This is a genomic window from Arthrobacter sp. UYP4 (assembly GCF_057291175.1).
Map to the genome: position 1 here is coordinate 1,343,870 of NZ_JBXAVU010000001.1, position 23,895 is coordinate 1,367,764.

Consider the following 23,895-nt stretch of genomic DNA (forward strand, 5'->3'; position numbering starts at 1 on the left):
TTGTCACCCTCGACCGGGCTCGACGGCGCCGGGGTGGCACGCGGACCCGCGCTTCGGGGACGCGCCGGGGTGGCACGCGGACCCGCGCGTCCCCGGCCGGCCGGCGCCCCGCTTCCGCCCGCCGGCCCGATGACCGGATCAGGCGTCCAGTGCCCGTGCCCAGAGGTTGATGTCCGAATCGACGGCGAACTCGTCGATGGCGTGCAGCTCCTCCGAGGTGAAGTCGAGGTTCTGCACGGCTGCCAGGCTGTCCTCCAGCTGGCGGACACTGGAGGCGCCGATGAGCGCCGACGTGATGGGTGAACCCTTGACCTGCGGACGCAGGATCCAGGCGATGGCCATCTGGGCGAGGCTCTGGCCGCGGCCCTCGGCGATCGCGTTCAGCCCCCGCACCCGGCGGAGGTTGTCCTCCGACAGGTGGTCCTCGGAGAGCGACTTCTGGGCGGCGGCGCGCGAGTCGGCGGGCACCCCGTCGAGGTAGCGGCTCGTCAGCAGGCCCTGCGCCAGCGGCGAGAAAGCGATCGATCCGGCGCCCGTGGCCTCGAGTGCCTCCGGCAGGTTCGGTTCCCCGTTCTCCACCCACCGGTTCAGCATCGAGTACGAGGGCTGGTGGATCAGCAGCGGCGTGCCGAGATCCGCCAGGATCGCGGCGGCCTGCAGCGTCCGCTCGGGCGAGTAGGACGAGATCCCGGCGTAGAGCGCCCGTCCGGAGCGCACCGCGGTGTCCAGCGCGCCCATCGTCTCCTCGAGCGGCGTCTCGGGGTCAGGGCGGTGGCTGTAGAAGATGTCCACGTAGTCAAGCCCCATGCGCTCGAGGGACTGGTCGAGGCTCGCCAGCAGGTACTTCCGGGAGCCGAAGTTGCCATACGGGCCCGGCCACATGTCGTACCCGGCCTTGCTGGAGATCACGAGTTCGTCGCGGAACGGGCGGAAGTCGTCCTTCAGGTGGCGGCCGAAGTTCGTCTCCGCGCTGCCGTAGGGCGGGCCGTAGTTGTTGGCGAGGTCGAAGTGGGTCACGCCGAGGTCGAACGCCCGGCGGAGGATGGCCCGCTGCGTGTCGAAGGGCTTGTCATCACCGAAGTTGTGCCACAGGCCCAGGGAGACGGCGGGAAGCTGCAGTCCGCTCCGTCCCACTCGGCGGTACGGCATCTTCTCATAACGGTCATCAGCGGGGTGGTAGGTCATCCCCTCATCCTAGGCGAGCGGACGCTGCTTCCCCCGGGGAGGCACGGTGGGGGCCTACGGGACCCGGAGCGGACCCGGAGGCGGCTCGGCCGATGAGCCCGGCCCCTTCCCCGCCGGGCGGATGGCGCGCACCGATTTGTTCCGCCCGCTGGCCTTTGCGGCGTAGAGCGCCTGGTCGGCCGCGGCGATCGCCGCGTCGAGATCGTAGTCCGCCGCTTCGACGGCGGCGACGCCGTAGCTCACGGTCGGCATCTCGAACCCGCCCGGCGTCGAGTGTCCCCGCAGGGCCATGCTCACGTCCCGGGTGATGTCCTCGCTCCTGGACACCGAGGCTCCGGGCAGCAGGAAGATGAACTCCTCGCCCCCGTACCGGCCCACGAGATCGGTGGAGCGGACCGTCTCGGCGCAGGCCGCGGCGAAGGCCCTGAGGACGGTGTCCCCCGCGGCATGGCCGTGGGTGTCGTTGACGCTCTTGAAGAAGTCGAGGTCGGCGAGGATCAGCGTCCCGGGCCGGTCCGTCCGGGCGAGCCGATCCGTCTGCACGGACGCGAGGTCGAGGAACCCCGAGCGGTTGAGCAGCCCCGTCAGCGCGTCCCGGTCGGCACGCGTGCGTAGGTCCGTGGCGATCTGCTCGGCACTCAGCGCCGCTGCGCTGAAGGACACGACGACGAGCAGCAGCATGGTGATCAGGGTGGTGATGCCCGAGCCGAAGTAGGTGGTGAAGGCGTACCCGTCCTGGCCACCGGCCACGAAGGCGATGCACCGGCCCAGGTAGAGGAGCGCCAGGAAGCCGGAGGCGACCGCCAGCGGAGCCTGCACCCTGCTGTAGCTGCTGGGCAGCCGCCACAGCTCCCACGAGGCGAGTCCGATGGTCAGCGACATCATGCCGAGGAACACCGGACCACCGGACCACGTATTGGTGGCGGGGTTGTCGACCGCCGAGGCGAGCAGCGTCAGGAGCGGTGCCGCCGACAGCTGGAGCCAGGCCGGTTTGCTGGTCCGCAGGGTCCGGGCGCCCGCCCATACACTGACCGTCCCCAGGACCAGCAGCGTGTTGGACAGCGGGTTGGCCCACACCTGGTGCCCGGTACCGTCGAGCAGGTAGCCGGAGGATCCGATGAAGAAGAAGGCGATGGCGGCGCACCACCATGCGCTGTAGGCGGACCGGGTCTGGCGGAAGGCGACGGTGTAGAACAGCACGAAAAGGGTGATGGCGATGGCCCCGAAAGCCACCCGCAGTGTCGTGATGTCCAGGGTCATGGTGTTCCTGCCGCCTCGTGCCTTCCGGATCCCCGCGCCAACGTGGGCGGGATCCGCCTCCCCTCGGGGAAGATCTCCCGCCCAGTATGCCGGAGTCCACCGACCGTTCGTCCCGCCGGGCGCCGCTCCTGTCGTAACCCTTGCAGAGTCCGCGGGCTACGCTGCGGCGAGGCTGAGGACGAGCGCTGCATGGGGCGGCAGCTGCACGGTGTCGGCCAGCAGCCCGACCCCGTCGACCGTGGACAGCAGGACCTCGGCGTCGGCCCCGCGCACCGGGACGGTCGCCATCGTGTCGGCCAGGTTCAGCACGACGGCGGTGCTGCCGCGGTGCAGGACGATCCAGCGGCTGTCCTCGTCGAACTCCACCGAGATGCTGCCGAAGTCGGGATCGCGCAGTTCGGGGCGCGAACGGCGCAGGCGGATGAGCTCACGATAGGTGGCGAGCAGTTCGGCGTGGTGACCCTGCTCCGCCTCGGCCCACTGAAGCTTCGCGGAGGCGAACGTCGCGGGGTCCTGCGGGTTGGGCACGTCCTCAGGGCGCCAGCCCATGCGCTCGAACTCCTTGAGCCGCCCCTCGGCCGTGGCCCTGCCGAGTTCCGGTTCCGGGTGGGAGGTGAAGAAGGGCCAGGGCGTGGACGCCCCGTACTCCTCGCCCATGAAGAGCATCGGGGTGAACGGACCGAGGATGTTGAGCACGGCGGCCTGCGCGAGCTGTGCCGGGTTCAGGGAGGCGCTGATGCGGTCTCCGGCCGCCCTGTTGCCGATCTGGTCGTGGTTCTGGGTCGCGACGACCAGCTGGAGCGGCGAGACACGGGACGGATCGATCTCCCGGCCGTGGTGGCGTTCGCGGAACGACGAGTAGGTCCCGTTGTGGAAGAACCCCTTCTCGAGGACCTTCGCGAGTGCCCCGACCGAGTCGAAGTCGAGGTAGTACCCCTCGGTCTCCCCCGTGAGGTTGACGTGCACCGCGTGGTGGAAGTCGTCGCTCCACTGGCCGGCCAGTCCGTACCCGCCGACGTCGCGGCCCTGGATGAGGCGCGGGTTGTTGAGGTCCGATTCCGCGATGAGGAACAGCGGCTTGCCGAGTTCCGCCGCGCACTCGTCGGTGCGCGTGCTGAACTCCTCGAGGATGTGCACGGCGCGCTCGTCGTGCAGGGCGTGCACGGCGTCGAGGCGGAGGCCGTCCACATGGTAGTCCCGGAACCACATGAGCAGGTTCTCGACCACGTACTCGCGGACCTCGTCCGACTGCGGTCCGTCGAGGTTCAGTGCGTCGCCCCACGTGTTGGAGAGGCCCTCCGTGAGGTAGGGGCCGAAGAGCCCGAGGTAGTTCCCGCTCGGGCCGAGGTGGTTGTGGACGACGTCCTGGATGATGCCGAGGCCCTTCTGGTGCGCGGCGTCCACGAAGCGCTGGTAGGCGGCCGGACCGCCGTAGGTCTCCTGGACCGCGTACCAGAGGACCCCGTCGTAGCCCCAGTTGTGGGTCCCGTTGAAGGCGTTGACGGGCAGGAGCTCCACGTACTGCACGCCGAGGTCCACGAGGTGGTCCAGCTTGCCGATCGCCGCGTCGAGCGTCCCTTCGGGGGTGAAGGTGCCGAGGTGCATCTCGTAGATGACGCCGCCGTTGAGGCCCGGCGACTGCCACGACTCGTCCTGCCAGTCGTGGGCGCCCGGGTCGAAGGTGCGGGAGAGCTGGTGGACGCCCTCGGGCTGGCGGCGCGAGCGCGGGTCGGGGACGGGGGTGTCGGAGCCGTCGACGAGGTACCCGTAGGAGACGTCGGACGACGACGGCGGGGCGTCCGACGGATGCCACCAGTCGCCCTCGCCACGGGTCATTGGGTACTCGGTGCCGTCGGCCACGAGCGTGAGGGACTCGGCGCGGGGCGCCCAGACGTCGAACGGTGATCTCATGATGCGTCCTCCTGGACCAGTAGCGCTGCGGGGAAGGTGGTGAAGAGATCGGCCGCGCGGACGGTGCCGCCCGCAACGGTGGCGCCGGTGAGCGCGCACGTGTAGGTGCCGGACGGGAGGTCCAGCGTGGTGTCCCCCCACCCGCCGCGCTGCTCGAGTCCGTAGGGCAGTCGCGTGATCAGGGTGACGGCACCCCCGCGGTCGAAGCCGAAGACGTGGTCCGCGGCCTCACCGGAGGACGGGATGGCGGTGTAGCCGGTGAACAGCTCGGAACGGTCCCGGCGGAGCTTCAGGGCGCGGGTCACCACGAGCAGCTTCGCTGCGGCGTCGGCACCGACCTGGGGCAGGGCGCCGAAGGCGAGGTCGGTGAGCACCTGACGGCGCGCGTCGTAGTCCACCTCCCGGCGGTTGTCGGGATCCACGAGCGAGGTGTCCCAGAACTCCGTGCCCTGGTAGACGTCGGGCACCCCCGGCATGGTCAGTTGGAGCAGCTTCAGGCCGATCGAGTTCGACCAGCCCGCCTGCTGGATCCGCGCGACGAGGCCCTCGATGACGGCGTTGACCGAGGCGTCGTCGAACGCCGCGTCGACGGCGGCATGCATGCCGCGCTCGAACTCCTCGTTCGGCGCCGTCCAGTGCGTACTCAGGTCGGCCTCGCGCGAGGCCTTCTCGGCGTAGGCGTGGGCGCGCTCGCGGCTCAGCGGCCATGCCCCGATCAGGGACTGCCAGAGCAGCGGCGCGAACGTCGGGTCGCCGATGGGCGCGAGGTCCTCGAGCCCCGACAGCACGTCGGTCCAGACCTCGGGCAGCTCGGACAGGACGGAGATCCGGGAGCGGGTGTCCTCGCTGCGCTTGGTGTCGTGCGTGCTGAGGGTGGTCATGGCCAGCGGGCTGTCCGTCTCCCGTTCGAGCAGCCGTCGGTGGAGTTCCAGCGGGTCGAGCGAGAAGATGGCCGGATCCGCGCCGACCTCGTTGAGGGAGACGAGCCGCGAGTACCGGTAGAACGCGGTGTCCTCGACGCCCTTCGCCATGACCATGCCGGAGGTCTGCTGGAAGCGGCGGGCCAGTTCCGTCAGCTTCCCTGGACCGCCGTCGAGGAACGGATCGAGCAGCGGGTGGAGCGCGGTGATGGTGTCCGCGAGGTCCGGCCGGCGCACCTGCGCGTCCCGCACCGCCTCGGCGAGGTACTCCGAGCCACCCGGGAGGTAGCTGCGGTAGACCGGGAAGCAGGTCAGCAGTTCGGCGATCGCGTCCGCCGCGGCCTCCGGGTCGAGGCCCGCGTCCGCCGGGACGAGCCGCGTGAGCCGCAGCACCTCGGAGCGGAGGATGCCGTCGGCGATGCCGCGCTTCGTGCCGTGGATCATCTCGTGGAACGGATCCACGGGCACGGACGCCGTGAGGGCGTGCTCGCCCGCCGGGTCCGTGAAGAGCCGGTCGATGTCGGCGAGGGCGTCGTAGCCGGTGGTTCCCTCCGTGGCCCAGTCCTCCGGCATCTTCTCCCCGGGCTCGAGGATCTTCTCCACGAGCACGTACGCGCCGCCGGTCAGGGTACGGAGATCGTCCAGGTAGCCCTTGGGATCCGCGAGTCCGTCCGGGTGGTCGATGCGCAGGCCGTCCACGAGGCCCTCGTCGAACCACCGCTTCACCTCGCTGTGGCTCTCCTCGAACACCCACGGCACCTCGACGCGCAGGCCCGCGAGCGTGTTCACGCCGAAGAAGCGCCGGTAGTTCAGCTCGCTGTCGGCGCGGCGCCAGTTCACGAGCTCGTAGTGCTGGCGCTCGTGGACCTCGGCTCCGGTGTCACCCGGATGCGCTGTCCCTTCGGCGATCGGGTACCGGTTGTCGTAGTAGTGCAGTTCGCCGTCGACGACGGTGAGCTGGTCCAGCTCGCCGTCGCCGTCGCCGAGCACCGGTACCCGGATCCGTCCGTGGTTGGCGTCCCAGTCGACGTCGAACGCCTCCGCCATGCGGGAGGAGGGTCCCTCCTTCAGCAGCTGCCACCACCAGGCGTTGTCGGCGGGCGTCTCGATGCCCATGTGGTTGGGGACGATGTCGACGAGCACGCCCATCCCCGCGGCCCGGGCGGCCTCGCTGAGTGCCGCGAGGCCGCCGGGACCGCCCCGGTCGGGGTCGACGGCGGTGGGATCGGTCACGTCGTAGCCGTGGCCCGATCCCTTCTCCGCCGTGAGGATCGGCGACAGGTACACCCAGTCCACCCCGAGGTCGTGCAGGTACGGCACCAGGGCCGCGGCCCGATGCAGGTCGAACCCGCTCCGGATCTGCAGCCGGTAGGTCGATTTCGGTGTCAACACGTGGAAGTCCTCCTGGGACGGGGGTGGGTGTACCTGTCGGGTGGTGCTAGGGGGTGCCGGTCTTGGCGGTGACCTCGTTGGCGAGGATCGCCAGGGACGCCGCGACGGAATGGTCAGCGTCCTCGACCTCCGTGTGCGCCCGCAGGACCACCATGGACTTCGCCTCGATCGAGATCGTGGCGCCGGCCGGGATGGCCTCGCTGTCCGCGTACTTGCCGGCGGTGTCGATCACTTCGTCCCAGGAGGTCCCGTACTCGTCGGAGGGGATCGTGAAGTCCACGGCCTCGTCATGGGCGTTGAAGTACAGCAGGAAGTTGGCGTCGACGATCCGCTGTCCGCGCGCGTCACGGCCCTGGATGCCCTGGCCGTTGAGGAAGACCCCGATCGAGCGGCCGAAGCCGCTGTTCCAGTCCTCGGGCGCCATCAGCTCGCCGGACGTGTCGAGCCACACGATGTCCGGCAGCGCCTCGCCCTCGCCGCGGCGCACGGGGCGCCCGTCGAAGAACCGGCGACGGCGGAACGTCGGGTGCTCGGACCGCAGGCGGTTGACGGCCGCGGTGAATTCGAGCAACGGCTGGTCCATCTTGTCCCAGTGCACCCAGCTCAGTTCGGAGTCCTGGCAGTAGGTGTTGTTGTTGCCCTCCTGCGTCCGGCCCAGTTCGTCGCCGTGGAGCAGCATCGGGACGCCCTGCGAGAGCAGGAGGGTCGCGATGAAGTTGCGCTGCTGCCGCACGCGGATGGCGAGCACCTCGGGATCGTCCGTCGGTCCCTCGACGCCGCCGTTCCAGGAACGGTTGTGCGACTCGCCGTCGTTGTTGTCCTCGCCGTTGGCCTCGTTGTGCTTCTCGTTGTAGGACACGAGGTCGCGCAGCGTGAAGCCGTCATGGGCCGTGACGAAGTTGATGGACGCGACGGGGCGGCGCATCGAGTGCTCGTAGAGATCCGCCGAACCGGTGAGGCGCGAGGCGAACTCGCCGATGCTCGAGGGCTCTCCGCGCCAGAAGTCGCGGACCGTGTCGCGGTACTTGCCGTTCCACTCCGTCCACTGCGGCGGGAAGTTGCCCACCTGGTAGCCGCCGGGACCGACGTCCCAGGGCTCGGCGATGAGCTTGACCTGCGAGACGATCGGATCCTGCTGCACGAGTTCGAAGAAGGCCGAGAGGCGGTCCACCTCGTAGAACTCGCGGGCGAGGGCCGAGGCGAGGTCGAAGCGGAAGCCGTCGACGTGCATCTCCGTGACCCAGTAGCGCAGCGAGTCCATGAGCAGCTGCAGGGAGTGCGGGTTGCCGACGTTGAGCGAGTTGCCCGTGCCGGTGGTGTCCATGTAGTACTGCTTGTCGTCCTCGACCAGGCGGTAGTAGGACGCGTTGTCGATGCCGCGCATCGAGATCGTGGGACCCATATGGTTGCCCTCGGCCGTGTGGTTGTAGACCACGTCGAGGATGACCTCGATACCGGCGAGGTGGAGTTCGCGCACCATGGCCTTGAACTCCTGGACCTGCTCGCCCTGGTCACCGGTGGAGGTGTACTTGTTGTGCGGGGCGAAGAAGCCGATGGTGTTGTAGCCCCAGTAGTTCGACAGGCCCTTCTCCTGCAGCGTGCTGTCGTTGACGAACTGGTGCACGGGCATCAGCTCGATCGCCGTGACCCCGAGCTTCTGCAGGTGTGCGATCACGGAGGGGTGCGCGATGCCCGCGTAGGTGCCGCGCTGCTCCTCCGGGACATCCGGGTGCAGCTGCGTGAGTCCCTTGACGTGGGCCTCGTAGATGACGGACTGGTGGTACGGCGTGCGCGGCATGCGGTCGCCGTCCCAGTTGAAGAACGGGTTCACGACGACGCCGAGCATCATGTGCGCCGCGGAGTCCTCGTCGTTGACGGAGTGCTCGTCACCGAAGTTGTAGCCGAACAGGGCCTGGTCCCAGTCGAGGTCGCCGGCGATCGCCTTGGCGTAGGGGTCCAGGAGGAGTTTGTTCGGGTTGCAGCGGTGACCCTCGGCCGGGTTGTTGGGGCCGTGGACCCGGTAGCCGTACTTCTGTCCGGGAGTCACCTGGGGGAGGTAGCCGTGCCAGACGTAGCCGTCCACCTCCTTGAGCTCGATGCGGGTTTCCGTGCCGTCGTCGTCGAAGAGACAGAGGACCACCAGGTCCGCCACCTCGCTGTACAGCGCGAAGTTCGTTCCCGTGCCGTCATAGGTCGCGCCGAGGGGATACGCGTCGCCGGGCCATAGTTCCATGAGTTCTCCTTGATGTCTTCTGCCGTGGGCGCCTCGGGGGCGGCCACGGCGATACTCGCGGTCGTCGGGGTCCTCGGACCCCGATCTCCTGCTTCATGCATAGCGCATTCGTCTGTCGTACTGGTTAACCGTGTCGCTCACATCGCTAGGCGACGCTCCTCGAGGAGGTCCGCGACGACCGCTCCGATGTCGCCGGGAAGATCCGAGACCACCACCGGCCCACGGCGTGCCGCCCGACGGCCGGCGCGGCCGTGGATCAGCGCGCCGGCTGCGGCGACGGCGGCCCACAGGTCCACCGGGTCCACGCCGATGCGTCCCGCCGCGCCGTCGTCCTCCGCGAGCGTCGCGGCGAGTGCCCCGACGATCCCGGAGAGCGTGTCCCCGGAGCCCGCCGTGGCGAGCCAGGGGGTGGCGTCCGCCTGCACGAACAGCGCGCCGGAGGGGGCCGCAACGATCGTCGTGAACCCCTTGAGCAGGACGGTGGCGCCCGTGGCCTCGGCGGCCCTCAGCGCGAAGTGTGCGGGTTCGGCCTCGATCGCGGATCGTTCCGCCTCGACGCCGCGCGCGGCGAGCACCTCGCGCAGCTCTCCCGCGTGGGGCGTCAGGATGACCTGGGGTCCCACGCGCTCCGGTACCTCGGTGAGCGCACCGGCGTCGACGACGACCGGCAGTCCCGAGGTGATCGCGTCGCGGGCGCGTGTGCGCTGGTCGTCGTCGTCGACGGCTCCGGGACCCACCAGCCAGGCCTGGGAGCGGGCCTCCGCGACGGAGCCGGTGGAGGCCACCGCCTCGGGGTTCCGCTGGTGGATCAGCGTCGCGACGGCGGGCGGTCCGAGGTAGCGCACCATGCCGACGCCGGTGGCGAGGGCCGCGCCGACCGCGAGTGCTGCTGCCCCCGGGTAGCGGATGGACCCGGCGGCGACGCCGAGGACGCCGCGCGAGTACTTGTGGTCCCGGGCACCCGGGACGCGGAGCAGCGCGGCGGCGTCTGCGTCGAGCAGGGTGCGTGCCGCAGGCGGGAACGGGGCGAGGTCGAGGCCGATGTCGACGACGTGCAGTTGACCGGCCGCCACGGCACCGTCGCCGATGAGGAGCCCGGGCTTCGCGGCCCCGAAGGTGACGGTCGCGTCGGCGGCGAGGACCGGACCCTGGACGAGTCCCGTGTCGACCCCGATCCCGCTGGGCAGGTCGCAGGCGACGACGAGCGCGGAGCGGGCCGCGCGGGGCCCGGCCGCCGCGTCGATCGCCCGGACGAGGTCCGCGGCCGTGCCCCGGAGCCCTCCGCTCGCACCGGTGCCGAGGATGCCGTCGATGACGACGTCGGCCGCTGCGGCGTGCGCTGCGAGGTCGGAGACGTCGGCGCCGTCGAGGCGGACAGTGGTACCGCCGGCCCGGACGAAGGCGTCGAGGGCGTCGGCGTGCACGCGCTCGGAGGTGAGGACCGCCGTCGCGCCGACCCCCCGGCGCAGGAGCCGCTCCCCCGCGTACAGGGCGTCCGCTCCGTTGTTGCCGCTGCCGGCGAGCACGACGGCGGTGGCTCCGTAGGTGCCGCGGCCGGCGTCGCGCAGCAGCCCCAGCACCACGCCGAACAGGCCGTGGGCAGCCCGCTGCATGAGGGTGTCCCCCTGGCCGGCGTCGATGAGGGGTGCCTCCGCAGCGCGGACGTCACCCCCGGAAAAGGCGTTGAGCATATGATCGAGCTTAGCGGTAAGCCGACAGATAATCAGTACGGTTACTATTCGCCGGCCGAGGTGGCGCGGCCCTCCGCCACCACCATGGCCGTCGCGAGGCCGCCGTCGTGGCTGATCGACAGGTGCCATGTCTCGACGCCCCGGGCACGTGCCGCGGCCGCGACCGTCGCCTCGACGACGACGGAGGGGGCACCGGCGTCATCGACCGCGATGGTGCAGTGCTGCCAGTTCATGCCCACGGGTGCACCGAGGGCCTTGGCGATGGCCTCCTTGGCGGCGAAGCGCGCAGCGAGCGAACGGGTGTTGAGCCCGCGCTCGGCCGGGACGAAGAGCCGCTCCACCAGGGCGGGGGTCCGCTCGAGCTGCTGACGGAAGCGTTCGATGTCGACGACGTCGACCCCGATGCCGACGATCACGCCGCACGCCCGACGGGTGCCGCCACGGGATTCCGCGGCGGCACCGGGACGGTACTACTCAACCGTGACCGACTTCGCCAGGTTGCGCGGCTGGTCGACGTCGTAGCCCTTTGCGCTGGCGAGGGCGAGCGCGAAGATCTGCAGCGGGACCGTGGTGAGCAGCGGTGCGAGGAGCGTCGGCGACGCGGGCACGTAGAAGACGTGCTCCGAGTAGGCCTCCACGGAGGTGTCGCCCTCCTCCGCGATGACGATCGTCACGGCACCGCGCGCTCGGATCTCCTGGACGTTGGAGACCACCTTGGCATGCAGCGAGTCGCGGGCGGTCGACGACGGCATGACCACGACGACGGGCTGGCCCTCCTCGATCAGCGCGATCGGTCCGTGCTTGAGCTCGCCGGCGGCGAACCCCTCGGCGTGGATGTACGCGAGCTCCTTGAGCTTGAGCGCGCCCTCCATGGCCACGGGGAAGCCCACGTGGCGGCCCAGGAACAGCACGGACTTCGCGTTGGACATGTCCGCGCCGAGCTGCTTGATCTTGTCGGCATCGTCGAGGATGGACTGGATCTTGGCGGGGATGGTCGAGAGGTCCGCGAGGACGTCGGCGATCTCGTCGCGGTACTTGTTGCCGCGCAGCTGTGCGAGGTAGAGGCCGAGCAGGTACGCCGCGGTGATCTGGGCGAGGAACGCCTTGGTGGAGGCGACGGCGATCTCCGGGCCGGCGTGCGTGTACAGCACGGCGTCCGATTCGCGCGGGATCGTGGAGCCGTTGGTGTTGCAGATCGCCACGACCTTGGCGCCCTGCTCCCGGGCGTAGCGCACGGCCATGAGGGTGTCCATGGTCTCGCCGGACTGCGAGATGGCGACCACGAGGGTCTTCTCGTTCACGATCGGGTCGCGGTAGCGGAATTCGTGGGAGAGCTCGACCTCGGTCGGGATCCGGCACCAGTGCTCGATCGCGTACTTGGCGACCTGACCGGCGTAGGCCGAGGTACCGCACGCCAGCACCACGATCTTGTCGACGGAGCGCAGGATGGACTCGTCGATGCGCAGCTCGTCGAGCACGAGGTTGCCGGAGACGTCCGACCGGCCGAGGAGCGTCTGTCCGACGGCGTCGGGCTGATCGTGGATCTCCTTCTCCATGAAGGACTCGAAGCCGCCCTTCTCCGCCGCCGCGGCGTCCCAGCTGACGTGGAACTCGGTGCCCTCGGCGGGCGCGCCGAAGAAGTCGGTGATCGCGACGTCGTCGGGCGTGATGGTGACGATCTGGTCCTGGCCGAGCTCGACGGCGCGGCGGGTGAAGTCGATGAAGCCCGAGACGTCGGAGCCGAGGAAGTTCTCGCCGTCGCCCAGTCCGACGACGAGCGGGGAGTTGCGGCGGCCGGCGACGACGGTGCCGGGCTGGTCCTGGTGAATGGCGAGCAGGGTGAAGGCACCCTCGAGGCGCTGGCAGGCCTGCTGCAGGGCCAGGGTGAGGAGGTCGCCCTGGGCACCGCTGTCGACGAGCCTGCGGTACAGGAGGCCCACGAGCCCTGCCGCGACCTCGGTGTCCGTGTCGGAGAGGAAGGTTAGGCCCTCACCGGTCAGTTCCGCCTTCAGCTCGGCGTAGTTCTCGATGATGCCGTTGTGGATCAGGGCCAGCCGGCCGCCGTCGGCCAGGTGCGGGTGCGCGTTCTGGTCGGTGGGTCCGCCGTGGGTCGCCCACCGCGTGTGGCCGATGCCGGTCAGCGAGCGCGGCAGCGGGTCGGCGGCCAGTTCGTCGATGAGGTTGGTGAGCTTGCCGGCCTTCTTGCGCGACTCGATGCCGGCCGGGGTGATCACGGCGACGCCCGCGGAGTCGTACCCGCGGTACTCGAGCCGCCGGAGTCCCTCCATGACGACGTCGAGCGCGCCGTGCTGCGCTTCGGTTGATTCCTGCCCGAACGCCGGGGCGACTGAGTCAAGCGCCGACGATCCCTGGCCGTGGTCCCGGCCTACATACCCCACAATTCCACACATGCCTCCAATCGTACCGGTGGCAGGATTGGTTAATGCGCAGGCCACCGGGCAGAATCGTCGGGTGAGTGACAGAAGCACGGGTACGCAGCAGGCCACCAGTGCCGAATCCTTCACACCGTTCGTCGAGCTGGACCGGCCCATGTGGTCACGTCTGTCCCATGAGATCGAGAGTCCGCTCAACATGGAGGACGTGCAGCGCCTGCGCGGACTCGGGGACGCACTGAACCTCGACGAGGTGCGCGAGGTCTACGTCCCGCTCTCCCGCCTCCTCAACCTCTACATCGCCGCGGCGGGTCAACTGCACGCGGCCACGAACACGTTCCTCGGCGAGACGACCACCAGGACCCCGTTCGTGATCGGCGTCGCCGGTTCCGTGGCGGTGGGCAAGTCGACGACGGCGAGGGTGCTCCGCGAGCTCCTGCGGCGCTGGCCGGACACCCCCGATGTGGAGCTCATCACCACGGACGGTTTCCTCTACCCCAACGCCGAACTCGAACGGCGCGGCCTGATGCAGCGCAAGGGCTTCCCCGAGTCCTACGACCGCCGCCGGCTGCTCCGCTTCGTCAGCGAGGTCAAGAGCGGCGCGGCCGAGGTGACCGCACCCTGGTACTCCCACCTCACCTACGACATCGTCCCGGGCCGGGAAGTGGTGGTGCGGCGGCCGGACGTCCTGATCGTGGAGGGACTCAACGTCCTCGCCCCGGCACGGCCGCGACCCGACGGCATCACGGGCCTGGCGCTCAGCGACTTCTTCGACTTCTCGATCTACGTGGATGCGAAGACCGCCCATATCGAGCAGTGGTACATCGACCGCTTCCAGTCGCTGCGGTCCGGGGCGTTCGCCGACCCCGAGTCCTACTTCCACCGGTACGCGAACCTGACGGACGAGGAGGCACGGCAGACCGCCAAGGGCATCTGGGAGCGGATCAACGAGCCCAACCTGCTGGCCAACGTGCTGCCGACACGCGGACGGGCGCAACTCGTCCTCACGAAGGACGCCGACCACTCGATCCGCCGCATGCTCCTGCGGAAGACCTGACCGTGCGCCTCGTGCCGGGCGCGGCGATGGTGCTCCTGCTGGCACTCTCCGCATGCTCGGCCCCCGCTCCGGAGCCGGCGGCGGCGATCCCCACGTCGATCGCCACGCCGATCCCCACGCCGATCACGGCGGCGCCGCCACCGGACGCTGCCGCCGAGATCCCCTCCCCCGGCGACCTACCGGCCCCGGCCCAGCGTGAGCCAGCACCCGCTGCATCGGATGCGGCGCCGGGCCCGACCCCGGCGGCTGCTGCCCAGCACGCCGATCCCGGCGCCGTCGACCTGGTGGTGAACAAGCGGCGTCCCCTGGTGCCGCTGGACTACGTCCCCGCCGACCTGCGCCTGCCCGAGGTGGCGACCGCCACCGACAGGGCGCTCCTGCGTCCCGACACGGCCACGGCGGTGGAGGGGATGTTCGCGGCAGCCGCGGCCGAGGGCGTCGGGCTGGTCCTGGTCAGCGGCTACCGCTCGTTCGCCGACCAGGACTCGACGTACACGTACTGGGTGGGTGAGTACGGTGATCCTGCAGCGGCGGACACGGTGTCGGCCCGCCCCGGTTATTCGGAGCACCAGACGGGTCTCGCGTTCGACATCGGCCAGGCGGACGGGGCGTGCACGCTCGTGCTGTGCTTCCGCGACACGCCGGCCGCGCAGTGGGCTGCGGAGCATGCCGCGGACTTCGGGCTGATCCTCCGCTATCCGCTGGGGTTCCACGAGATCACCGGCTTCTCGGCGGAGTCCTGGCACTTCCGCTACGTCGGCAGGGACGTGGCCCTGGCGATGAAGGCCGCCGGGACGCAGACCCTCGAGGAGCACTACGGGCTGCCGGCGGCGCCGTCCTACTGACGTCCATCCGGTCGGCAGGACGGCATCCCGCTCAGGGCATGGCCGGTAGCCGCACGCCGGTCTCCGCTGCCAGCGCCGCCATCAGACGGTCCTGGAAGGCCGTGTCGTGGACAGCCTCGTGCGGCCGCCGCTGCTGCCGGTGGAACCAGTAGCCGCCGCTCGTGAGTGCGTCGGTGTGGTCGCTCGTCGCGAGCCACACCTGCGTCCGGTGGCCGAGCTCGAGATCGTCCGGCGCATCGGGGCCGCCCATGCGGGTGGGGACCCATCCCGGGTCGACCGCGTGGGCGACCAGGTCGGGCCGCAGCCGGGCCAGCGCGGCGACGAACGTCGTGAGGAAGAGCTTGCTGTCCCCGTACGAGCCCGGCGTGTGTCCCCGCCAGTCCACCCCGGCGAGGGAGGCACGACCACTGTAGTGCGAGCCGCTGCTGAGGTAGACGTGGCGCTGCGGACCCTCGAGCAGTGCGGTGAGGAGGTACGGGGCGATCACGTTGACGGGCATCACGGCGTGCCCGCTCCAGACACCCGCATTGTGGATCACGGCGTCCAGCGGCACCGCCGACCGTAGTTCGTCGGCGATGCGCACCACGGCGTCGCGGTCCTCGAGGTCCCCGACGACGACCTGCGCCCCGCGATCGCCCGGCACGAGGCCGGCCGCGCGTTCGGGGGTGCGGGCGTGGGCGACGACGTCGTGCCCGTCCGCCAGCAGTGCCTCCGCGGCGGCGAGGCCGAGCCCGTCCGTGGAACCGGTGACGAGGATCCTCATGCCATTGCCTTTCCGGGAACCGCGACGACCCCACCGACCCAGACTCCCGCGTTCCGGTGGATCCCGCAATGCCCGCGCACGGCGCCTCGGGTCGTGCAAGGCGGAAGTGCCGGCTGACATCCTCCGGCCGGTTTCCTAGGCTGGGAGGAAGCGCCGCGGGAACCGCCGGAGGAGGCACATTGACGGACAGGACTCCCGAGGAGGACCAGCCCGCGCTCGCCCTCGATGCCATCCGGAGGGCGGGCCTGTCGATCGGCGAGGTCTGGGTCCACTACCTGAGCATGGGTGGCTGGGTGGACGAGTACGAGGTCACCGCCTATCTCCACGGTCTGATGCAGCTCGACGACCTCGACCGGGACATGATCGCCCAGTCCGTCAACGAGCTGTACGACGACGTCTGCCGGTCGCCGCGCGCGCCCTTCGCCGCCGACCTCCGCTGACCGTCCGCGTGTAGCGCGCGCTGGGCGACAATGCAGGGCGCCTTCGCGGGGAGGCCCGACGCATGGATCATCACCGAGGGGGTCGAGCGGATCGAGGAACTCGACGTCCCCGCCGCGCTCGGGGTCCCCCTCGTCCAGGGCTACCTCCTGGGCCGGCCGGGCCGGCCCTGGGTCGAGCTCGATCCGGGGATCGCCCACCGACTCGCCCGGCGGGTGCCGGACTACGCGGGCTGCTTCACGGGCCTCGTCCGCGTGGAGAGGCTCATCACGGCACTCACCGGCGCGGCGGGTGAGGTGCCGGCCGTCGCCGTCGACGAGGGATCCCGCCGGGGCACGGTCTCACATCCCCGCCGGGGCGTGGATAGGTGAACGTCACGGGGCGTTTACGCGGCACGCCAGGACCGGAAACGCGCGCTCACTAGCGTCAGGGGAAAGCAGGAACACCAGCCCCTGGAGGACCCCGTGAGCATCGACGACGCACCAACGCCCACCCTGACCGCAGCCCTCCCCGCGAGCGCGGCGCAGCTGCACCACCGCCCCGGCCGCTGGATCGACAACTGGGACGCCGAGGACACGGCCCAGTGGAACGGTGTCGGCAAGTCCATCGCCCGGCGCAACCTGCAGTGGTCCATCGCCTGCGAGTTCCTCGGCTTCGTGGTCTGGCAGCTGTGGTCCATCGTCGTCGTCTATCTCCCCGCCGCGGGCTTCACGTTCACGACGTCGCAGATCTTCTGGCTGATCTCCATGCCGTCCCTCGTCGGTGCGACGCTCCGCATCCCCTACACCTTCATGGTGCCGAGGTTCGGTGGGAGGAACTGGACGATCATCTCGGCCCTCCTCCTGCTGATCCCGAGCATCGGACTGGCACTCTGCGTCTCGAACCCGGAGACCCCGTTCGGGGTGATGCTCGCCGTCGCGGCGCTCGCCGGCTTCGGCGGTGGCAACTTCGCCAGCTCGATGGCGAACATCACCTTCTTCTATCCGGCGCGCGAGAAGGGCTGGGCGCTCGGCCTGAATGCCGCGGGCGGCAACCTCGGTGCCGCCGTCGCGCAGCTCGTGGTGCCCATCGCCGTCGTGCTCGGTGCCGCCGCGACCCTGAACCTGCCGCTCGCGGGTTGGATCTGGGTGCCACTGATCCTGGTCGCCGCCTTCGGCGCCTGGAAGTACATGGACAACCTGTCGAGCGCCAAGAGCGACTTCGCGGGGTCCCTGGCAGCGGTCCGCGAACCGCACCTGTGGATCATGGCCCTGCTGTACATCGGCACCTTCGGCTCCTTCATCGGCTTCGCCGGTGTCTTCCCGAAGCTGATCGCCGATACCTTCCCCGCCTTCTCGCAGATCTCCATGGGCCCGGTCACGCTGGGCCTGGCCTTCCTCGGCCCCCTGGTCGGCTCCCTCGCCCGGCCCTTCGGCGGACGCCTGGCCGACCGGTTCGGCGGGGCCCTCATCACGGTGTGCGCCTTCGCCGTCCTGGCCACGATCGCCCTGACCGTCGTCTGGACCCTGCCCCTGGCCAACTTCTGGCTCTTCCTCGGACTGTTCCTCGTCCTGTTCGCCGCTGCCGGGGCCGGGAACGGCGCCACCTACCGCATGATCCCCGTGATCTTCGCCCGGCGGGGAGCCGCAGCCGGATCGGGGGAGTTGCGGGAATCGGTCAGCACGGCCCGCAAGTCGGCAGCGGCGCTCGGACTCATCTCGGCCGTCGGCGCCTACGGCGGTTTCCTCATCCCCCAGGTGCTCAACGCCTCGAAGGGCGCCTCCGGCAGCTATGACGGCGCGTTCTACGGTTTCGTCGGGGGGTACGTCCTGATGCTCGCGGTCACCTGGTTCTGCTACCTCCGCCGCTCCTCGCCGCTCGGCACGGTCTGACCGATGCTGCAGCAGGCCGGCGCCGGGCACGCCACGCACTGCCCCTACTGCGCCCTCCAGTGCGCCATGACCGTGACGCCGGCAGCCGGGGACGACGGCGTGACGGTCACCGGGCGCGCTTTCCCCACCAACCGCGGCGGCCTGTGCCGGAAGGGCTGGTCCGCCGCCGAACTGCTCCGGCACCCGGACCGCCTCACCGCGCCCCTGGTCCGGAACGGGGACGGCGACCTGCAGGAAGCGGCGTGGGACGACGTCCTGCAGCTGATCAGCGACCGGGTCCGCCGCATCCAGGCGCAGCACGGCCGGGACGCCGTGGCGGTGTTCGGGGGCGGCGGGCTCACCAACGAGAAGGCCTACACGCTCGGCAAGTTCGCACGGCTCGCGCTGCGCACCTCCCGCATCGACTACAACGGCCGCTTCTGCATGTCCTCTGCGGCAGCGGCCGGGAACCGGGCCTTCGGCGTCGACCGCGGCCTGCCCTTCCCGCTCGCGGACCTCGACGACGCCTCCGTGGTCCTGCTCCTCGGCTCAAACGCGGCCGACACCATGCCCCCGTTCGTCCAGCACCTGCGGGGCGCGCAGTCCGCGGGCGGGCTGGTCGTCGTCGACCCCCGCCGTTCGGCGACGGCGCGGCTCACGGACCAGGGCAGGGGCATCCATCTGCAGCCCACACCGGGCACTGACCTCGTGCTCCTGCTCGGTCTCGCGCATGTCGTGGTCGCGGAGGGCCTCGAGGACGTCCGCTACCTCGCGGCCCGCACGAGCGGGCACGACGACGTCGCACGCGGCCTCGCACGCTGGTGGCCGGAGCGCGTCTCGGGCATCACGGGAGTCCCCGCGGCCGCCATCCGGGCGACGGCGAGACTCCTGGCGCAGGGAGCCCGCAGCGGAGCGACCGGGGGCCCCGGCGCCTACATCCTCACCGGGCGCGGCATCGAGCAGCACGCGGACGGCACCGACACCACCACCGCCGCCATCAACCTCGCCCTCCTCCTCGGCCTGCCCGGGACCGCGCACAGCGGGTACGGGACGCTCACCGGCCAGGGCAACGGGCAGGGCGGGCGGGAGCACGGGCAGAAGGCGGACCAGCTGCCCGGCTACCGGAAGATCACCGATCCCGTGGCGCGCGCACACGTCGCCGCCGTGTGGGGGGTGCCCGAGGCGGCGATCCCCGGCCCCGGGCTCCCCGCCGTCGAACTCCTCGCCTCCCTCGGTGCCCCGGGCGGTACCCGGTGCCTGTTCGTCCATGGTGCCAACATCGCGGTATCGGCCCCGGACGCGTCGACGGTGATCGCCGGGCTCCGCTCGCTCGACCTCCTGGTCGTCTCGGACTTCTTCCTGTCGGAGACCGCGGCCATGGCCGACATCGTGCTGCCGGTGCTGCAGTGGGCCGAGGAGGAGGGCACCGTCACCAACCTGGAGGGCCGGGTGCTGCGCCGGCGCGCCGCCGTCCCGCCGCCCCCCGGGGCCCGGAGCGAACTGTGGATCCTGCAGGAGCTCGCCCGGCTGCTGGCGGCTCCGTCCCTGTTCAGCGAGGACCCGGAGACCATGTTCGACGAGCTCGCCCGCGCGAGCGCCGGCGGGATCGCGGACTACTCCGGCCTCGACTACACCGTGCTCGACGGCGAGGAGCCGGCCTACTGGCCCTACCCCGCCGGCAGCACCGGGACCCCCCGCCTGTTCCTCGACGCCTTCGCCCACCCGGCCGGACGCGCCCTGCTGGTCCCCGTCGCGCCACGCCCCGATACGGCCGGTGCGCGCGCTCCGGCCCCCTTGCTCCTGGCCACGGGCCGCCTCCTCGAGCACTACCAGTCGGGAACACAGACCCGGCGCGTCGCCGAACTCCTCGCGGCGCAGCCGGCGGCGCGCCTCCAGCTCCACCCCGCCACGGCGAGGGACCTCGGCGTCGCCCAGGGCGACCCCGTCGTCGTCACGAGCGCCTCCGGCGAGGCCCGTGCGCTGGCGGACCTCACACCGGACATCCGCCAGGACACCGTCTTCCTCGCCTTCCACTACGCGGAGGCGGGCAGCGCGAACCTGCTCACGGGCAGCACCACAGATCCGGTCTCGGGGATGCCCGAGTTCAAGACGACGCCCGTGCGGGTCTCGCCCCTGTCCCCGTCCTTCCGTCCCGCAGGCACCGACCGGCTGGAGGCCATCGCATGAGCACCGACGCGAGCACGGACGCGACCACGGACGCGAGCACACCGGAGCGGATCGTCGTGGTGGGTTTCGGGCCCGTTGCGGCTCGTCTCGTCGAGCACCTCGAACCACTCGTCGCCGCCGGCCGCGTGGCCCTGACCGTCGTCGGGCAGGAGGACGACGCCGCCTACAACCGGGTGCTCGTCGCGGACGTGGGCGTCGGCCGCGTCCGGGAAGCCGCGATCCGGCTCGCCGACGCGGAGAAGCTGTCGGCCGGAGGCGTCGACGTACGGCTCGGAACGCGCGTGGTCCGGGTGGACAGGCCCTACCGGCGGGTCCTGCTCGCCGACGGACAGGCCCTCGGGTACGACCGCCTCGTGCTCGCCACCGGCTCCCGCCCCGTCCTCCCGCGGCTCGACGGCCTCGACGACGCCGATAGGCTCCCGCCGGGCGTCGGCTTCCTCCGCGACCTCGACGACGCCCGCGCGGTCACCGCCGCCCTGGCCGCCCAGCAGCGCATCGTGGTGCTCGGCGGCGGCATCCTCGGCATCGAGGCGGCCCTCGCCGCGGCGGAGGAGGGCGGCCGGGTCACGCTCGTGCACTCCGGACGCTCCCCCATGGAACGGCTCCTCGGGAAGGGCGCCCGGGTCCTGGCGGCGGCACTGACCAGGGCGGGCATCACCGTGGTCGCCGGGACGTCGACAGGCATCCGCCTCACCGACGGTCGCTTCTCCGCGCTCGCCCTCGAGGGCGGGGCACGGGTGGAGGGAGGTGCCCTCGTGCTCGCCTGCGGAGTGCGGCCGCGCACCGAGCTCGCCGACGGGTGCGACCTGGCGACCGCGGACGGCATCCTCGTGGACCACGACCTGCGGGCCCTCGGCACCGGCGGCGTCTGGGCGATCGGCGACTGCGCCGAGGTCTGCTGCGGGGTCAGCACCTGCGCGGCCTGCACCGGGACCACCACTCCCCCGGGCCTCATCGGTCCCGGCTGGCAGCAGGCGGACCAGCTCGGGCTCGCTTTCGCAGCGGAGCTCGCGGGCCTTCCCGTCGCCGCCGCCGGACCTCCCGAGCGGCGCGACGCCGTGCTGGTCCTCAAGGCACGCGGCGTGGACGCCGTCACCGCCGGGGAGACCGATGCCGATCCGTGGACCGTCGCGCCCGGTCTCGCCGTCGCGGTCTGGGCGGACCCCGGGCACGGCCGCTACGCGAAGATGGTCACGCGCGACGGCGTCCTGACGGGCCTCGTCTGCGTGGGCATGCCGCGGACCGGCGCCGAACTGGTCCTGCTCTTCGAGCGCCGGAGCGAACTGCCCGCCGACCGGTCGAGCCTGCTCAGCCTGGACAGTGCCGAAGGGGTGCTCGCGGCACTGCCTCCCGGACCGGACGCGACTCTCTGCCGGTGCGCGGGCGTCACCCGCGGCACCGTGCAGGGGTCCGTCGCCGGCGGCTGCTCCTCCGTCCCGGAGGTGTCCGCGGGCACGCGGGCCGGGACGGGCTGCGGCGGCTGCCACGACGACATCCGCGCCGTGATCGAGCACCACTTCGCCGTCGTGCTGGCGTCCTGAACCGCGGCGGGAGGGCGCGGACCCCGCCCGGGTCCGGATCCGGATCCGGGTCCGGGTCCGGGTCCGGAAGGGTCCTACACGTGCAGGCGGTACCCCCGCTTCACCACGGTCTCCACCAGGCCCGGGTCGGGCAGGGACTTGCGCAGCCTGTTCACGTTCATGTCGAGCGCATGGCCGGCGCCGGTATGGGCCAGCAGCCCGGTCAGTGCGTCACGGCTGAGGACGGCACCGCGAGCGGACAGCAGCGCCTTGAACAGCACGAGCTGAGCGGGTGCTAGATCCACCTGGACCTCGTCCACCCGGACCGACCGGCCCCGCACCTCGACGTAGCCGGACCGCGTCCTGAGCTGCTCCACGTGGTGTTCGGCGAGATGGTCGCAGACCAGCCGGATCAGCGCGCCCATCCGGAAACGCTCGGGCACGATCGGCTCGATGCCGGCGTCGATCAGGGGCTGCGCTGTCACCGGTCCCACGGCCGCGGCCAGGACGCTGCGTCGGAACCGCTGGATCAGTTCCTCCTCGAGGCCCTGCTCGGCGGCAGTGCTGAACAGTGCGTCAACGGCGGGCGCACTCGTGAAGGTGACGCAGTCCAGCTGCCCGGCGCAGACGGCGTCGATGAGCCGGGGCAGCCGCTCGGACCCCTCCGGCTTGATCCACCGGTAGGGCGTGACGGTGAGGAGCGTCGCGCCGGACGCCCGGAGCCGTTCCAGCTGATGGGCGTCGGCGTAGGCGTGCAGCTGGACACCGATGGTCAGCCCTGACAGGTCCTGCTGCAGCAGCTCGTCCACGAGCGTGGCCGTGGTCTCGTCCGAACTGATCCCGACGTCGTCGAGTCCCGCCGCCCGCACAGCGCCCCTGGCCTTCGGGCCCCGGACGTAGATCCGGCCCGCCCCGAGCACCTCGAGGAGGTCGTCGCCCAGCCCTGCGGCGTCCGCGGCCTCGAACCACCGGCGCATCCCGTACGCGGTGGTGATGAGGAACAGGTCAGGGCGTGCGGACACCATGGCCGCCGTGTCCGCGAGCAGTTCCACGTCCTCGGCGATGGGCGCGATCTTCAGCGCCGGCGCGTGGAACACCGAGGCGCCGCGCCGCTCGAGCGCGTCGATCAAGTCACCGGAGCGGCGGTCCGAGGTCACGCCGATCCGGAAGCCCGCGAGCTGTCCGCCGGAGCCGTCCAGCCGGATGGCCTCGGTCATGATGCCAGCGATTCGGTCAGCCGGGCGAGGTGTGCCGCGCCGCCCTGCAGGTCCAGACCCACCCGCACCACCTCGCCGATCACGAGCACCGCAGGCGACTGGCACCGTGCGGCGCCGGCCGCCGTGACGATCGTCGAGAGGGTTCCCGCCGTCGTCCGCTGGGACGCGCTGTAGCCGCGCTCGACGACGGCGACCGGCATGTCGGGCCGCATCCCTGCCCTGCCGAGACCGGAGACGAGCTGCGGCAGCGTCGAGACGCCCATCAGGACCACGAGGGTCCCCCCGAGCCCTGCCAGGTGCAGGTGCTCCTCGTCGGTCAGCGGTGCATGGCCGGAGACGACGGTGAACAGATGGCTGACGCCGCGGTGCGTGACGGGGATGCCGGCGGCAGCCGGTACGGAGATCGCCGAGCTGACGCCGGGGATCACGCGGCACGGTACCCGCGCCTGGAGGCACGCGGCGAGTTCCTCGCTGCCGCGGCCGAACACGAACGGATCGCCGCCCTTGAGCCGGACCACGGAACGACCGGCGAGCGCATGCCGCACCAGGAGCTCGTTGATGCCGGACTGCGGGACCCGGTGGTGGCCGGGGAGCTTGCCGACGTCCACCAGCTCCGCTGCGGGGGCCAGCTCCGCGAGCGAGTCCGTCGGGGCGAGCCGGTCGTAGAGCACCACGTCGGCCTCCCGGAGTGCTGCGGCCGCGTCGAGGGTCAGGAGCCCCAGCGCGCCGGGACCGCCGCCCACCAGGGTCACCGATCCGGAGTCCTCGGACGCCGGTTCGGTGCCGAGGAGCGTGCCCGTGCGACGGCACGCGGCCCGGACGGCGTCGGCCAGGGGCTCGGGGAGCCCGTCCACGACGACAGCGAGCGCGGTGCCGTGCAGCACGGCGTCGTCGAATCCGGCCGGCGCGGATCCGGTGCAGGGGACCACGTCGGCTCCTGCCGCCCGGTACCGTGCCACCGCCCTGCGGGCGGCCCGCTCGCCGCCGACGACCACCACGCGCCGGCCTGCCAGATCGAGGTCCAGGTGCACGC

At 71.3% G+C, this 23,895-nt stretch carries 18 protein-coding genes; 7 read left to right on the forward strand and 11 right to left on the reverse strand.

Translation table 11 applies throughout. The features are described 5' to 3' along the window. Nucleotides 1–138 precede the first annotated feature (138 nt). From mgrA to glmS, 8 genes are all read right to left on the reverse strand, one after another. Entirely contained in the window at nucleotides 139–1,185 is a 1,047-nt protein-coding gene (gene mgrA / locus AC0Z9V_RS06245) for an L-glyceraldehyde 3-phosphate reductase (protein ID WP_133082453.1), read from the reverse strand. Between the two features lie 54 nt (nucleotides 1,186–1,239). After that, nucleotides 1,240–2,445 (reverse strand): diguanylate cyclase, encoded by a 1,206-nt coding sequence (locus AC0Z9V_RS06250; RefSeq protein ID WP_133082452.1) that lies wholly within the window; start codon nucleotides 2,443–2,445, stop codon nucleotides 1,240–1,242. Nucleotides 2,446–2,601: 156 nt separating this feature from the next. Then, on the reverse strand, nucleotides 2,602–4,356 hold the full coding sequence (gene treZ, locus AC0Z9V_RS06255; RefSeq protein WP_485141037.1) for a malto-oligosyltrehalose trehalohydrolase: 1,755 nt from the start codon (nucleotides 4,354–4,356) through the stop codon (nucleotides 2,602–2,604). Next, nucleotides 4,353–6,668: a malto-oligosyltrehalose synthase gene (treY, locus tag AC0Z9V_RS06260; RefSeq protein WP_208739002.1), complete on the reverse strand. Its 2,316-nt coding sequence runs from the start codon at nucleotides 6,666–6,668 to the stop codon at nucleotides 4,353–4,355. The genes treZ and treY overlap by 4 nt, the downstream gene beginning before the upstream one ends. A gap of 46 nt (nucleotides 6,669–6,714) precedes the next feature. After that, the gene (glgX, locus tag AC0Z9V_RS06265; protein ID WP_133082449.1) at nucleotides 6,715–8,901 is read right to left on the reverse strand and encodes a glycogen debranching protein GlgX; all 2,187 of its coding nucleotides are present in this window, start codon (nucleotides 8,899–8,901) and stop codon (nucleotides 6,715–6,717) included. A 137-nt stretch (nucleotides 8,902–9,038) separates the two neighbouring features. Continuing rightward, entirely contained in the window at nucleotides 9,039–10,592 is a 1,554-nt protein-coding gene (locus AC0Z9V_RS06270) for a bifunctional ADP-dependent NAD(P)H-hydrate dehydratase/NAD(P)H-hydrate epimerase (protein ID WP_485141038.1), read from the reverse strand. 44 nt (nucleotides 10,593–10,636) lie between these two features. Beyond that, nucleotides 10,637–11,008, reverse strand: coding sequence for a holo-ACP synthase (locus AC0Z9V_RS06275; RefSeq protein ID WP_133082447.1), 372 nt, complete (start codon nucleotides 11,006–11,008; stop codon nucleotides 10,637–10,639). A gap of 54 nt (nucleotides 11,009–11,062) precedes the next feature. Beyond that, entirely contained in the window at nucleotides 11,063–13,003 is a 1,941-nt protein-coding gene (glmS, locus tag AC0Z9V_RS06280) for a glutamine--fructose-6-phosphate transaminase (isomerizing) (RefSeq protein ID WP_485141039.1), read from the reverse strand. 139 nt (nucleotides 13,004–13,142) lie between these two features. Here glmS and coaA point away from each other — a divergent pair, with 139 nt between their 5' ends. Then, a complete protein-coding gene (coaA, locus tag AC0Z9V_RS06285; RefSeq protein ID WP_485141282.1) occupies nucleotides 13,143–14,042 on the forward strand; it encodes a type I pantothenate kinase in 900 nt (299 codons plus the stop codon). 2 nt (nucleotides 14,043–14,044) lie between these two features. Further along, nucleotides 14,045–14,887: a M15 family metallopeptidase gene (locus AC0Z9V_RS06290; RefSeq protein WP_485141040.1), complete on the forward strand. Its 843-nt coding sequence runs from the start codon at nucleotides 14,045–14,047 to the stop codon at nucleotides 14,885–14,887. Nucleotides 14,888–14,918: 31 nt separating this feature from the next. Here the strand turns inward: AC0Z9V_RS06290 and AC0Z9V_RS06295 are convergent, their stop codons facing one another. Further along, nucleotides 14,919–15,650, reverse strand: a complete 732-nt coding sequence (locus AC0Z9V_RS06295; protein ID WP_485141041.1) for an SDR family NAD(P)-dependent oxidoreductase — start codon at nucleotides 15,648–15,650, stop codon at nucleotides 14,919–14,921. 179 nt (nucleotides 15,651–15,829) lie between these two features. On the opposite strand from AC0Z9V_RS06295, the gene AC0Z9V_RS06300 reads away from it, so the two are divergent. From AC0Z9V_RS06300 to AC0Z9V_RS06320, 5 genes are all read left to right on the forward strand, one after another. Beyond that, nucleotides 15,830–16,090, forward strand: a complete 261-nt coding sequence (locus AC0Z9V_RS06300) for a hypothetical protein (RefSeq protein ID WP_485141042.1) — start codon at nucleotides 15,830–15,832, stop codon at nucleotides 16,088–16,090. A 30-nt stretch (nucleotides 16,091–16,120) separates the two neighbouring features. Further along, nucleotides 16,121–16,459 (forward strand): hypothetical protein, encoded by a 339-nt coding sequence (locus tag AC0Z9V_RS06305; protein WP_485141043.1) that lies wholly within the window; start codon nucleotides 16,121–16,123, stop codon nucleotides 16,457–16,459. Nucleotides 16,460–16,558: 99 nt separating this feature from the next. Continuing rightward, nucleotides 16,559–17,959 (forward strand): MFS transporter, encoded by a 1,401-nt coding sequence (locus AC0Z9V_RS06310; protein WP_459288057.1) that lies wholly within the window; start codon nucleotides 16,559–16,561, stop codon nucleotides 17,957–17,959. A gap of 3 nt (nucleotides 17,960–17,962) precedes the next feature. Beyond that, nucleotides 17,963–20,125 (forward strand): molybdopterin oxidoreductase family protein, encoded by a 2,163-nt coding sequence (locus AC0Z9V_RS06315; RefSeq protein WP_485141044.1) that lies wholly within the window; start codon nucleotides 17,963–17,965, stop codon nucleotides 20,123–20,125. Then, entirely contained in the window at nucleotides 20,122–21,666 is a 1,545-nt protein-coding gene (locus AC0Z9V_RS06320; RefSeq protein WP_485141045.1) for an FAD-dependent oxidoreductase, read from the forward strand. Before AC0Z9V_RS06315 ends, AC0Z9V_RS06320 begins: the two co-directional genes overlap by 4 nt. A 74-nt stretch (nucleotides 21,667–21,740) precedes the next feature. Here the strand turns inward: AC0Z9V_RS06320 and AC0Z9V_RS06325 are convergent, their stop codons facing one another. Beyond that, nucleotides 21,741–22,862: a uroporphyrinogen-III synthase gene (locus AC0Z9V_RS06325; RefSeq protein ID WP_459267158.1), complete on the reverse strand. Its 1,122-nt coding sequence runs from the start codon at nucleotides 22,860–22,862 to the stop codon at nucleotides 21,741–21,743. After that, nucleotides 22,859–23,893 (reverse strand): uroporphyrinogen-III C-methyltransferase, encoded by a 1,035-nt coding sequence (gene cobA, locus AC0Z9V_RS06330; RefSeq protein WP_133082437.1) that lies wholly within the window; start codon nucleotides 23,891–23,893, stop codon nucleotides 22,859–22,861. The genes AC0Z9V_RS06325 and cobA overlap by 4 nt, the downstream gene beginning before the upstream one ends. Between the last annotated feature and the right edge of the window lie 2 nt (nucleotides 23,894–23,895).

Bases quoted from the DNA above. Each gene is read 5' to 3' on its own strand.
- mgrA (WP_133082453.1), bottom strand. From the start codon at position 1,185: ATGACCTACCACCCCGCTGATGACCGTTATGAGAAGATGCCGTACCGC.
- coaA (WP_485141282.1), top strand. From the start codon at position 13,143: ATGTGGTCACGTCTGTCCCATGAGATCGAGAGTCCGCTCAACATGGAG.
- AC0Z9V_RS06320 (WP_485141045.1), top strand. From the start codon at position 20,122: ATGAGCACCGACGCGAGCACGGACGCGACCACGGACGCGAGCACACCG.
- AC0Z9V_RS06325 (WP_459267158.1), bottom strand. From the start codon at position 22,862: ATGACCGAGGCCATCCGGCTGGACGGCTCCGGCGGACAGCTCGCGGGC.
- AC0Z9V_RS06250 (WP_133082452.1), bottom strand. From the start codon at position 2,445: ATGACCCTGGACATCACGACACTGCGGGTGGCTTTCGGGGCCATCGCC.
- AC0Z9V_RS06305 (WP_485141043.1), top strand. From the start codon at position 16,121: ATGCAGGGCGCCTTCGCGGGGAGGCCCGACGCATGGATCATCACCGAG.
- AC0Z9V_RS06295 (WP_485141041.1), bottom strand. From the start codon at position 15,650: ATGAGGATCCTCGTCACCGGTTCCACGGACGGGCTCGGCCTCGCCGCC.
- AC0Z9V_RS06270 (WP_485141038.1), bottom strand. From the start codon at position 10,592: ATGCTCAACGCCTTTTCCGGGGGTGACGTCCGCGCTGCGGAGGCACCC.
- AC0Z9V_RS06315 (WP_485141044.1), top strand. From the start codon at position 17,963: ATGCTGCAGCAGGCCGGCGCCGGGCACGCCACGCACTGCCCCTACTGC.
- treZ (WP_485141037.1), bottom strand. From the start codon at position 4,356: ATGAGATCACCGTTCGACGTCTGGGCGCCCCGCGCCGAGTCCCTCACG.
- glgX (WP_133082449.1), bottom strand. From the start codon at position 8,901: ATGGAACTATGGCCCGGCGACGCGTATCCCCTCGGCGCGACCTATGAC.
- glmS (WP_485141039.1), bottom strand. From the start codon at position 13,003: ATGTGTGGAATTGTGGGGTATGTAGGCCGGGACCACGGCCAGGGATCG.